This window comes from Citrobacter sp. Cpo090 (assembly GCF_030332665.1).
Taxonomy (GTDB): domain Bacteria; phylum Pseudomonadota; class Gammaproteobacteria; order Enterobacterales; family Enterobacteriaceae; genus Citrobacter; species Citrobacter portucalensis.
Map to the genome: position 1 here is coordinate 894,761 of NZ_JAOWHK010000025.1, position 10,664 is coordinate 905,424.

Consider the following 10,664-nt stretch of genomic DNA (forward strand, 5'->3'; position numbering starts at 1 on the left):
TATCGCCTCGCCTGACGATATGAGAAAAAAATGACAAATACACCTTCCTCCCGTGGCAAGAGCGCAGCATTGCTGATCGCTGGGATCCTGATGATTGCCACCACATTGCGCGTCACCTTTACCGGTGCAGCCCCGTTGCTGGATGCAATTCGCGCCGACTACGGTCTGAGTACCGCCCAGACGGGGCTTCTGACCACCCTGCCACTGCTGGCTTTCGCACTGGTTTCACCTCTGGCTGCCGCCGTTGCACGCCGTTGGGGTATAGAACGTAGCCTGTTTGTCGCTATGCTACTGATTTGCGCTGGTATTGCGATACGTTCGTTGCCCTCACCAGGGTTCCTGTTTAGCGGCACCGCCATCATTGGTTGCGGAATCGCGTTGGGAAATGTGCTGTTACCCGGTCTGATTAAGCGCGATTTTGCTCAGCATGTGGCGAAACTCACTGGCGCATACTCGCTGACCATGGGCGCGGCAGCAGCACTGGGTTCCGCCATTGTGGTACCGCTGGCGTTGAACGGGTTTGGCTGGCGCGGTGCGCTGATGGTACTGATGGCCTTTCCGCTACTGGCGCTGATTATCTGGTTACCCCAATGCCGCCAGACGGCCAATGCCAGTTTGAGCAACTCGCGCGCTTTGCATTCCCGCGCGATCTGGCGCTCCAGCCTCGCCTGGCAGGTAACGCTGTTTCTGGGGATCAATTCGCTTATCTACTATGTCATCATCGGCTGGCTGCCCGCCATTTTGATCAGCCACGGCTACAGCGAGGCGCAGGCCGGTTCGCTGCATGGTTTACTGCAACTGGCAACCGCCGCGCCGGGATTATTGATTCCTCTCGTCCTGAACAGATTTAAGGATCAACGCGCCATCGCCGCTCTGGTTTCATTAATGTGCGCCGTCGGTGCGGCGGGATTCGCCATGATGCCTGATCAGGCATTGCTATGGACCATCCTGTTTGGCTTTGGCTCAGGCGCGACGATGATCCTCGGCTTAACCTTTATTGGCCTGCGCGCAAGCTCAGCACATCAGGCTGCTGCCCTCTCCGGCATGGCACAGTCTGTCGGATATTTATTGGCGGCCTGCGGACCACCGCTGATGGGGAAAATTCACGACCTCAACGGTAGCTGGCTGATTCCTCTTGGTGGGGTCGCCGTGTTAGCGATGCTGATGGCGGTGTTTGGTCTGTGCGCGGGGCGCAATCGGGAGATCGCGAGCGCATAATGCAGAGGGCAGGTTCGTGGACAACCTGCCCGTATTTTTATTCGCGCGCGGCGCGCAGCAGCGCCTGAACTAACGGCACGGGTTTTCCCGCCAGAGCTCCGCGTTCATGCTGAAAGAGCGTGCCGACATAAAATGGATGCGTCACCAGCTCAATGGCACGAATATCACCAGCTTCATCCCAGCCGGTCACCCGAAGATCGCCGCTTTCAAGCTCGGCGGCAAAATCCTCCGATACACCATAGTTACAGTGATATCCCTCGGTGATAACATCCCGCCCGTAGGCTTTGGCAATCAGCGTATTGGCCCGCAACTCAATATCATCCGTCTTTTCTACCAGCGAGCAGGTCAATGGTGCTATCACCATTCTACCCGTGGTGTCCGTCTCGGCGTGGGCGGCGTCGCTCCAGCCCAGCACGTTGCGGGCATACTCCAGAATCGCATGTTGAAAACCGCCACAGGTTCCCAGGAAGGGGATGCTGTTTTCACGCGCGTAGCGTATCGCTATTAGCGCCCCTTCAAGATGGCGATACGGACTGCCTGGAACGACCCAGATGGCATCATAGCCAACCAAGTCCTCACTACTGTTGATATCAGATGTAGTTAGCCAGTCATAATCAGCCACCAATTCCAGGACGGCGGCAGCATCATCGATAGCAAGGGGAATAGCCTGGTGCGCTACAATATCGGGGCTGTAATCGCCCACCAGCGCAATGCGAAGCGTATCTTTAATTGGGGAAATTTCCATTAAGCTTTCCTTGTGTCCTGACAATAAGGGACAGCATAAGGAGCCTCAGCCTACCGACTTTTTGGTGGTATCACAATCCCTTAAATTGGGAGTCAGGGCGGGCAAAATGCTATAATGGTCACGTTTTACGATCTTATTTAACCGTAATAAAATTGATGAGCAATACCTGAGCGGTAGCTGAAAGGAGCGGATGAAGAGATGAAGATTCAGTGTAAACGCGTATATGACCCGGCAGAAAAAAGCGATGGTTATCGCGTGTTGGTCGATCGGTTGTGGCCACGCGGGATAAAAAAGACCGACCTTACTTTCAACGAATGGAATAAAACGCTGACACCATCCTCTGAATTGCGCAAAGCATTCCACGCAGAACTGATCGATTTTTCACACTTTTCCGAACAATATCGCGCAGAGCTGGCCCAACAGCAGCAAGAAGGAAAGCGCCTCGCAGAGATTGCCCGACAGCAAACCTTAACGCTACTGTATGCGGCGAAAAACACCCAGCAAAACCACGCGCTGGTGCTCGCTGAGTGGCTACGTCAATGTTGACTGCCTATTACTTGCCCGTTGCCGGATGATCTCTACGCCAGAGTGACCATTCGTCAATTACTTCCCCGTTGGGTAGTTTGCAGTCAGACTTAACACCTTGCGGAGTCTGCACCGCAATCAACGAGCCGCCCTTCTGTCCGCAATACACCGATGCCGGATTCGCCATGCCAACTTTCGGTGGCACAGGCGCTTCCGGTTCCGTGGTACACCCCGCCAGCACCAGCAATCCAGGCAAAACAATAGACGCAAGTTTCATATTTACTCCTGTTAAAAACCTTATTCTGGCAGATTACCCCGACTTTCCATCTATCTCCATGTTTTCCTGCCAGCTATCCATTTTATGTTTACATTCTGAACTGGATGGCGTGTTTCATCTTTCACCTCGATGTTCTATCATGCGGGCAACGTCAGCCCAGTCATTACTCAGGAGCATTTACACCTCATGTCGGACATGATCCTTGCCAGAGTCTCACAATCCTTAGCTACGGAGCAGTCAGTTGAGAGTCTGGTTCGCCAACTTCTGGAGATGCTGGAGATGGTGACTGAGATGGAATCGACCTACCTGACCAAGGTCGATCTGGATGCCCGTCTGCAGCATATTCTGTATGCACGTAATAGCCGCCAAATGCAGATCCCCGAAGGGCTGTCCGTGCCGTGGGATGAAACGCTGTGCAAACGCGCTATTGAGGAAAACTGTCTGTACAGCGACAACGTGCCCGCACGCTGGCCGGACTGTACCGCCGCTCGCGCACTGGACATCACCACCTTTCTGAGCACTCCCATTCATCTTCCGGATGGAACGTTTTACGGTACACTCTGCGCGACCAGCCGCCACCAGCAGGCATTGAGCCAACGTGGGGAACAAGTATTACACCTGTTTGCCGGTCTGATCGCCCAGTCTATTCAAAAAGAGTCGCTGGTTGCTCAGTTACGTGAAGCAAACGCCGCGCTGATTACTCACTCCTACACCGATGCCCTGACGGGATTACCGAATCGGCGCGCAATTTTTGAAAATGTAGAGACCCTTTTTTCGCTTGCCCGCCACCTCAGACAGAAGATAGTTGTCGCCTATATCGATTTGGATGATTTCAAATTGATCAATGACCGCTTTGGCCACGAGGTTGGCGACCAGTTCCTGATCCAGATTGGGCAGCGCCTGCTCCGTGAATGTAGTGATAATGATATTCTCGGTCGACTGGGCGGCGACGAATTTTTAGTCGTTAGCCTGTCAGCGGAAGATGAACAGGATCAGCGTATACGTCTGCAGCAGGCGAAAAATCAGCTGCAACAGCAGATTTGCGGTGACTACCACCTGGGTGACATTCATCTGTTTTATCCTGGTGCCAGCCTGGGTGTGGTGGAAATTGATCCGCTGGAGACTGATGTAAACTGTGCACTTCATCTTGCAGACAGCGCAATGTATCAGGATAAAAAGCGTCAGGATAAAACCCCTTTTGTCGTACATTAAGCCCTGCTATGCTGGCTCGTCTTTAAATAACTCTGGTAGATAATCGTATGCGACTCGGTATTATTTTCCCTGTCATTATTTTCATTTCCGCTGTCGTTTTCTTATCCTGGTTTTTTATTGGCGGCTACGCTGCACCGGGAGCATAACGATGAAAAAAACAACGATTATTATGATTGGCGTGGCGATCATCGTGGTTCTGGGCACGGAACTGGGGTGGTGGTAACCAAAATAAAGGCCACTTATCAGTGGCCTCTATTGTCTGCATGTTTAGTTAGCTTTTGATTTTTCTATAGATAAATAACACCACAATCGCACCGATAACCGCTACGACAAAACTGCCGAAGTTGAAACCATCAACTTTACCAAAACCAAAGAAGGTACTGATCCAGCCACCCACTACCGCACCGACAACCCCTAAGATAATGGTCATAAAGAATCCGCCGCCATCTTTACCCGGCATAATCCATTTTGCCAAAATCCCAGCGATAAGACCGAAAACCACCCATGAAATAATGCCCATAATTTTCCTCACTTATGTTTTTAAATTAACGATTCACTCGTCGTATAAAAGCATAGCATAGCGCTGACAAATTAAAATTTGTGATCGCCATCACTTCATACTTTCATCTTTTTCCGATGTTTCATAAGGTTATGACTGCTGACCAGCAGGCTAAATTTTTGTCACTACTCGTCATTAGTGTCGAATCGTCAGTCATTCTGCTTAACGCTTTTGCCGTCAGCCCTGTTATTGCTGGTTTTTCACTTCTGGCACACTTTATGCTTAAACAACCCGTCGCTACGACAAATCGTAGTCCGCGGTGCTTATCGCGTGGCTGCGTCTACAATTCGCGCTATTTCAGCATTTAACAGGTCTGTTATTGATGAAAAAAATCACCAGTGTTTGCCCATACTGTGGGGCCGGGTGCAAGCTCAAGCTTGTTGTCGAAAATAACAAAATCATCCGTGCCGAAGCCGCAGAGGGTGTAACGAACCAAAATCAGTTGTGCCTGAAAGGCTATTATGGTTGGGACTTTCTTAACGACACCCGCCTTCTGACTCCCCGTCTGACTCGCCCGATGATCCGTTATGAAAAAGGTGGAAAATTCACGCCCGTTAGCTGGGATGAAGCCATTCGTTACACCGCAAAACGCTTATCTGAAATCAAAAATACCTATGGCCCTCGCGCCATCATGACCACCGGCTCTTCGCGAGGAACGGGGAATGAGACCAACTACGTGATGCAAAAATTCGCACGTGGCGTACTCCATACCAATAATGTCGATTGCTGCGCCCGGGTCTGTCACGGCCCTTCCGTTGCGGGGTTACAGGAAACGTTAGGCAATGGCGCCATGAGCAACTCTATCAGCGACATTGAAAACTCAAAATGCCTGCTGATCTTTGGTTATAACTGCGCCGACTCGCACCCAATCGTAGCCCGCCGGGTAATTAAAGCTCGCCAGAATGGCGCAAAAATCATTGTCTGCGACCCGCGTCGTATTGAAACCGCCCGTATTGCTGACCAACATTTGCAGTTGAAAAACGGTTGCAACATGGCGCTGGTTAATGCCTTTGGTCATGTACTTATCGAAGAGCAACTCTACGATCGCGAGTATGTGCAAAAGCATGCGGAAGGGCTGGAAACATACTGGGAAACCGTTAAGGACTACGCCCCTGAAGCCGTTGAACATTTGACCGGTGTTCCCGCACAGCAGGTTCGCCAGGCGATGCGCACATTTGCCGCTGCTCCATCGGCAACCGTAATGTGGGGGATGGGCGTCACCCAGTTTGGTCAGGCCGTTGATGTGGTTCGCGGTTTGTCGAGTCTGGCATTACTGACCGGGAATCTGGGTCGCCCTAACGTCGGCGTTGGTCCGGTGCGTGGGCAAAATAATGTGCAGGGCGCGTGCGATATGGGGGTACTACCTAACCAGTTCCCGGGGTATCAGGACGTGACTGATTCCGCAGTCCGGGAGAAATTTGCCAGCGCATGGGGCATTGACGTTAATCAGATGGATGACAAGGTCGGGACCCGTATCACCGAAGTTCCGCACCTGGCTATCGAAGGCAAAATAAAAGCCTACTACATCATGGGAGAAGATCCGTTGCAAACCGAGGCGGACCTGGGACTGGTCCGCGAAGGGTTTAACGCGCTCGATTTTATCGTCGTGCAAGACATCTTCATGACTAAGACAGCGGAAATGGCCGACGTCCTCCTGCCGGCCACCTCATGGGGCGAACATGGCGGCGTCTTTACCTGTGCCGATCGCGGCTTCCAGCGTTTTGAGAAAGCGATTGAACCCACCGCTGACGTAAAGCGTGACTGGGAGATTATCAGTCTGCTGGCCAGCGAAATGGGCTATCCAATGCAGTATCAAAATAACCAGCAAATCTGGGATGAGATGCGCGAGCTGTGCCCGCTGTTCTACGGCGCGACCTATGAGAAGATGGGGGAAATGGGGCATGTTCAGTGGCCATGTCCGGATCTCGATAGTCCTGGTACGCCATACCTTTACGCACACAGCCAGTTTGATACCGCCAACGGCAAAGGCAAACTGTTTGCCGCACCGTGGCGAGCGCCCGCAGAAGTTCCGGATGACAAATATCCGCTGGTACTGTGTACCGTGCGTGAGGTTGGGCACTACTCCTGTCGCTCGATGACCGGTAACTGCGCGGCGTTACAAGCGTTGGCTGATGAACCAGGATATGTGCAAATCAATACCCATGATGCCGAAAAACTCGGTATCCGTCATCGTGATCTGGTGTGGGTCAGCTCGCGTCGGGGTAAGGTCATCAGCCGCGCGGATGTGTCCGAGCGCATCAATGCCGGAACGGTATATATGACCTATCAATGGTGGATTGGTGCATGCAACGAGTTAACCCAGGATAACCTCGATCCAATCTCGAAAACGCCGGAAACCAAATATTGTGCCGTAAATATCGAGCACATTACCGATCAGATATGGGCCGAAAAGTATGCCGCTCAATCGTATAGCGATATGAAATCACGCTTGTGTGAGGCGATTGCGTAAGTCACCACCCTTGCCGCCTGAGTCTGGATACCCAGACTCAGGTTTTATCTCATTACTTCGCCAGGTGTGGTTCGCTGAAGCGGATGGAGGCAGATTCCTCCAGCTTATCCCGCTGCATAAAACCGAAGTTCATCAGAAACAACCCCGCCATAAACGGTAGTTCATACAGTTCTTCAATCAGATCGCCATAATGGGTATTGTGCAGGAAGATGGGAGCCAGCAGACGATGATGCTCTACCGTATCGGAAATCAAAAATGCGCAGGCGGTAATCGCCAGCATCCAGACCGGTAATGGTTCATTACGCACGCGTCGGACAATATCCAGGCGTAAGCGCTTCGACAACAGCACCGGCAGAATAATCATGGCAATTAATACGACGGAGATAGCTCTGAACAGAAGTTTAGAATGCTCAGGGAAGTAATCACGCCCCCAACTGGTGCTTCGGCCCAGCAACACCAGCCACCACACAGTCGCCCAAAGCCAAAATTGTTTCCCACCTTCAGGACGTGATAAAGGCCGGATGTAGCTGAGAGTAAATACTGCACCAAACAGTAGCCATAACGCCTGCCCATTTTCGATCCATTTGACGACACTGCCATTGAGCAGAGGAAGATTCCAGTTCGCGGTGAACGGGATCGCCACAATGACCAGTCCAAGAATAAGCGTGGGTAATGTAAGTTGGGTGTTCAGTTTCATAAGCGCGATGTTCTGTATTGTTACTGTTTTGCGATCATAACGTCTGTGAATGATCGACAATTAGCATTCAATGCGAATTTCTTAAGGTATTCTTAAGGAATCTTTTTCCGGACATCACCCCATTCAACATAAACAAAAAAACCGCACAACGCGTCAAAACGCAGTGCGGTTAGTAGATAAAAATTCAGTGTATTCAATCAGTAGGAGTAATTAACGCCTACCATCCGCACACTTCATGCTCATTCTCGGTATCGTATGAACGTACGGTATTGACCAGATCTTTAACAACTTCTGCTGCCACATCCGGCACCAGTAATGTCATCGGCGCTTCTGTTTCATAATCAACAGAAACACCGTTGCTGTTATTAGTCACGGTTACGGTATAGGTTGCTTTGCCCATGATTTACTCCTTGCCGGTGCGCACGACTTTTCGTTGATTTGCACTCTCCATCAGAACTTCCGGGGCAACGAAAAAATCGATATTAAAGTAAGTGTCGTCAGTCATCACTTCGATGTTATGCCATTTTTCCGGCGGAAAAACGCCAAACTGACCGGCTTCAATAACCATCACCTCTACTGGCTCCGGGCTGTGTTCATCGGCGTATCCGAGATATTTGACCGCCCCCTGCATAACAGAAAGTCGTGGATAAACCCCGGCACGAGTTCCTTTATCAAGGTGGCGTTCGAAAATTCCGGCAGGCGCCGTTTCTTTATTCCAGAATGGAGTAGATCGTGTATGGATATGATTCTGTGGAATTTGAAGCATTTTTCTTCCCTTTTCCAGTCGACAACCAGCGAGTCTTATTGAACCGCTGCTGTACACAGGGTACGCCTCAAAATATACATTTAAAATACCATTTATTGGTTATAACCCTACAATTATAAATGAAAAGTAAAGCGTCATATTGAAGGCCCGCCGCAACCAGCGGGCCAATGGCATCACGACTGAAGCGTGGCCAGACGAGCGGCAAAACCAACGAAAATCAGGCCGATAAGGGAATTACCCACTTTGGCCAGTTTTTTCTTCGTGCGAATATACTGCGTCACGAACGCGCCGGAGAAAATAAGGAAGCTCAGATAGAAAAAGCTCACTACCTCAAGCGTAATGGCCAAAATAAAGAATGACAGCCCTGAGTGTGGCGCATTGACATCAATAAACTGCACGAAGAACGAAACATAAAACAAAATAGCTTTTGGATTCGTCAGGCTCAGAATTAATGCTCGCTTAAAAATAGCGCCAAACGGGACTTCCTCTGGCGCGGCGTCGCTGGCTTTCGATTTCAGTGTCGCATACAGGATCTTCGCACCGAGGTACAACAGATATAACGCGCCAAGATAGCGAACGATGTTGAACAAAACGGGCGTTGTTTTGATCAATGCGGCAACACCGGCATAGGCCAAAAACATCAACACGGCATCACCGATAAACACACCGCTTGCGGCGAGATAACCGCCCTTCACTCCCCGACCAACGCTGTTCTTTAACACAAATATCGTATTTGGCCCCGGTACCAGCACGATAAAAATAGCCCCCACCAGATACGTCCAGTAATTCAGAACTCCATACTCTGCGAACACGTTAACCTCTTCCTGAAAAAACACATGCACTTGCTGCGATACAATATGCTAACGAATGCATCGGGTGATGGAAAGAGAAGGTTATGAATTAAAAAACCCGCCACTGGTGGCGGGTGTGTACAGATAAGATTAGCCCGGATTAATGGTGCAGCATCTCATCCACAACCTCTTCTCCCTTCAACTGATAAGGGTAATAGGTAGGCCAGTTTTCCATCTCTTCAAGCAAGGCTGCCTGCGAGGTATTTCCAATAAAGATATGGAAGTGGCTCGATTTACGCGGTGCGATAATATGATCGCTAAATTGCACATATTTAGGCGCTTTACTGTCAGTAGCTTTACACTCAAACAGATACCGTACACCTTTCTTGCCTGATTTATAGTGCAGGATTTTATATCCGGCATAGTCGTATTTACATGATGCAACCTGATTACCGGTATGAAACTCCATCACACCATTTTCAATGCCGATAGTGTCTACGTTGGTTGCATAGCCTGTACGGTAATACGCTTTAATTTGTTCTGCCGTTTTATTTTTATCTTTCTCCGCTTTCTTTTTGAATACCGGATCAAGTTCGCCGCTGACCAGATACGGATAGACAGATTGCCACATGCCATCCCAGTCGGTCAGCGCTCTGTTCTGCACCTGGTTATCATCAAATACCCCTTCCGACGCCTTTTGTTCTGCTTCACTCATTGGCGCACCATGGGAATGATGACCATGCGCCAGAACCGAACCACTGACTAAAAGCATCCCCAGAGCGATTGTCAGTTTCTTAAAACGAATAGCCAAAATTTCACCCTCAAATCATTTGCGAGTGAAATGTTATAATATAACATCACATTTAAATCAACGACGTTGTGAAGTATTTAACCGCTCTGGTGCGCAATTTTCCAACGGCTGTCAAAATGGGCCTGATACTGCGCAACAACGGCAGGTTCGTCACGAACAACTAACACATTTTCAGAGTTGGCAAATTCTGCGGATTTGGCAAAGTTGAATGAACCGGTTTCCAGCGTGTCGCCATCAATAATCATTACCTTGTCATGCTGGATGTGGTAGTGTCCATCAAGTTGCACATCAACCCCATTCGCGACAGCAAAAGCGATGGCCTTCTGGCTCACCTTGCCCTGGTTTCGTTTCTTGTCGATAACTGCCCGAACCACAACGCCTCTCTTTTCGGCGTTTACCAGTGCCTGAACAATATCTGCAGACTGAAATGAATAAGCCATCATATCGATGCTGTGCTGCGCATGGTTAATCGAATCCAGCACTAAAGCCCGAGCCGACCCTTCCGGTGAAAAACCTACCTGAATGGAAGCGTGTGCTGCAAAAGCACCCGCCCCGTACATTAGCGCAGCCACAGCGATAGTTTTTACGATCAC

15 protein-coding genes are annotated in these 10,664 nt (G+C 50.1%); 6 read left to right on the forward strand and 9 right to left on the reverse strand.

The features are described from left to right. Positions 1–30: 30 nt before the first annotated feature. The gene (locus OGY83_RS07020; protein WP_123266996.1) at positions 31–1,218 is read left to right on the forward strand and encodes a CynX/NimT family MFS transporter; all 1,188 of its coding nucleotides are present in this window, start codon (positions 31–33) and stop codon (positions 1,216–1,218) included. Positions 1,219–1,255: 37 nt separating this feature from the next. Here OGY83_RS07020 and OGY83_RS07025 read toward each other — a convergent pair whose 3' ends face one another. Further along, entirely contained in the window at positions 1,256–1,963 is a 708-nt protein-coding gene (locus tag OGY83_RS07025) for a CTP synthase C-terminal region-related (seleno)protein (protein ID WP_123266995.1), read from the reverse strand. A 198-nt stretch (positions 1,964–2,161) separates the two neighbouring features. On the opposite strand from OGY83_RS07025, the gene OGY83_RS07030 reads away from it, so the two are divergent. Continuing rightward, entirely contained in the window at positions 2,162–2,509 is a 348-nt protein-coding gene (locus OGY83_RS07030; RefSeq protein ID WP_079938496.1) for a DUF488 domain-containing protein, read from the forward strand. Between the two features lie 7 nt (positions 2,510–2,516). Here OGY83_RS07030 and OGY83_RS07035 read toward each other — a convergent pair whose 3' ends face one another. Beyond that, positions 2,517–2,765 carry a putative hemolysin gene (locus OGY83_RS07035; protein WP_286635572.1) on the reverse strand — a complete coding sequence of 83 codons (249 nt, stop codon included), beginning with the start codon at positions 2,763–2,765 and terminating at the stop codon, positions 2,517–2,519. A 186-nt stretch (positions 2,766–2,951) separates the two neighbouring features. On the opposite strand from OGY83_RS07035, the gene OGY83_RS07040 reads away from it, so the two are divergent. The 3 genes from OGY83_RS07040 to yoaJ are packed head-to-tail and all read left to right on the forward strand — an operon-like array spanning position 2,952 to position 4,200. Next, positions 2,952–3,977: a sensor domain-containing diguanylate cyclase gene (locus OGY83_RS07040; RefSeq protein WP_286635573.1), complete on the forward strand. Its 1,026-nt coding sequence runs from the start codon at positions 2,952–2,954 to the stop codon at positions 3,975–3,977. A gap of 47 nt (positions 3,978–4,024) precedes the next feature. Beyond that, positions 4,025–4,123, forward strand: coding sequence for a YoaK family small membrane protein (locus OGY83_RS07045; protein ID WP_032941789.1), 99 nt, complete (start codon positions 4,025–4,027; stop codon positions 4,121–4,123). A 2-nt stretch (positions 4,124–4,125) separates the two neighbouring features. Continuing rightward, on the forward strand, positions 4,126–4,200 hold the full coding sequence (gene yoaJ, locus OGY83_RS07050; protein WP_095533175.1) for a protein YoaJ: 75 nt from the start codon (positions 4,126–4,128) through the stop codon (positions 4,198–4,200). 48 nt (positions 4,201–4,248) lie between these two features. Here yoaJ and OGY83_RS07055 read toward each other — a convergent pair whose 3' ends face one another. Further along, positions 4,249–4,497, reverse strand: a complete 249-nt coding sequence (locus tag OGY83_RS07055) for a GlsB/YeaQ/YmgE family stress response membrane protein (protein ID WP_003832440.1) — start codon at positions 4,495–4,497, stop codon at positions 4,249–4,251. Between the two features lie 361 nt (positions 4,498–4,858). On the opposite strand from OGY83_RS07055, the gene fdhF reads away from it, so the two are divergent. Then, positions 4,859–7,006: a formate dehydrogenase subunit alpha gene (gene fdhF, locus OGY83_RS07060; RefSeq protein WP_286635574.1), complete on the forward strand. Its 2,148-nt coding sequence runs from the start codon at positions 4,859–4,861 to the stop codon at positions 7,004–7,006. A 52-nt stretch (positions 7,007–7,058) separates the two neighbouring features. Here fdhF and OGY83_RS07065 read toward each other — a convergent pair whose 3' ends face one another. The 6 genes from OGY83_RS07065 to OGY83_RS07090 all read right to left on the reverse strand — a co-directional run bounded on the left by OGY83_RS07065 (position 7,059) and on the right by OGY83_RS07090 (position 10,664). After that, on the reverse strand, positions 7,059–7,703 hold the full coding sequence (locus OGY83_RS07065; protein WP_286635575.1) for a hypothetical protein: 645 nt from the start codon (positions 7,701–7,703) through the stop codon (positions 7,059–7,061). A gap of 217 nt (positions 7,704–7,920) precedes the next feature. Further along, positions 7,921–8,103: a DUF1869 domain-containing protein gene (locus OGY83_RS07070; RefSeq protein WP_003832433.1), complete on the reverse strand. Its 183-nt coding sequence runs from the start codon at positions 8,101–8,103 to the stop codon at positions 7,921–7,923. A gap of 3 nt (positions 8,104–8,106) precedes the next feature. Next, on the reverse strand, positions 8,107–8,469 hold the full coding sequence (gene yeaR, locus OGY83_RS07075; protein WP_003030735.1) for a DUF1971 domain-containing protein YeaR: 363 nt from the start codon (positions 8,467–8,469) through the stop codon (positions 8,107–8,109). 173 nt (positions 8,470–8,642) lie between these two features. Next, on the reverse strand, positions 8,643–9,281 hold the full coding sequence (leuE, locus tag OGY83_RS07080; RefSeq protein ID WP_286635576.1) for a leucine efflux protein LeuE: 639 nt from the start codon (positions 9,279–9,281) through the stop codon (positions 8,643–8,645). A gap of 139 nt (positions 9,282–9,420) precedes the next feature. Next, positions 9,421–10,071, reverse strand: coding sequence for a metal-binding protein ZinT (gene zinT / locus OGY83_RS07085; RefSeq protein WP_286635577.1), 651 nt, complete (start codon positions 10,069–10,071; stop codon positions 9,421–9,423). A 77-nt stretch (positions 10,072–10,148) separates the two neighbouring features. Beyond that, positions 10,149–10,664, reverse strand: a complete 516-nt coding sequence (locus tag OGY83_RS07090; RefSeq protein ID WP_123266990.1) for a phospholipase D family nuclease — start codon at positions 10,662–10,664, stop codon at positions 10,149–10,151.

Coding starts and splice junctions, on each gene's coding strand:
- OGY83_RS07065 (WP_286635575.1), bottom strand. CDS start 7,703: ATGAAACTGAACACCCAACTTACATTACCCACGCTTATTCTTGGACTG.
- yeaR (WP_003030735.1), bottom strand. CDS start 8,469: ATGCTTCAAATTCCACAGAATCATATCCATACACGATCTACTCCATTC.
- OGY83_RS07035 (WP_286635572.1), bottom strand. CDS start 2,765: ATGAAACTTGCGTCTATTGTTTTGCCTGGATTGCTGGTGCTGGCGGGG.
- OGY83_RS07030 (WP_079938496.1), top strand. CDS start 2,162: ATGAAGATTCAGTGTAAACGCGTATATGACCCGGCAGAAAAAAGCGAT.
- OGY83_RS07070 (WP_003832433.1), bottom strand. CDS start 8,103: ATGGGCAAAGCAACCTATACCGTAACCGTGACTAATAACAGCAACGGT.
- fdhF (WP_286635574.1), top strand. CDS start 4,859: ATGAAAAAAATCACCAGTGTTTGCCCATACTGTGGGGCCGGGTGCAAG.
- OGY83_RS07045 (WP_032941789.1), top strand. CDS start 4,025: ATGCGACTCGGTATTATTTTCCCTGTCATTATTTTCATTTCCGCTGTC.
- OGY83_RS07025 (WP_123266995.1), bottom strand. CDS start 1,963: ATGGAAATTTCCCCAATTAAAGATACGCTTCGCATTGCGCTGGTGGGC.
- OGY83_RS07040 (WP_286635573.1), top strand. CDS start 2,952: ATGTCGGACATGATCCTTGCCAGAGTCTCACAATCCTTAGCTACGGAG.
- OGY83_RS07020 (WP_123266996.1), top strand. CDS start 31: ATGACAAATACACCTTCCTCCCGTGGCAAGAGCGCAGCATTGCTGATC.
- OGY83_RS07055 (WP_003832440.1), bottom strand. CDS start 4,497: ATGGGCATTATTTCATGGGTGGTTTTCGGTCTTATCGCTGGGATTTTG.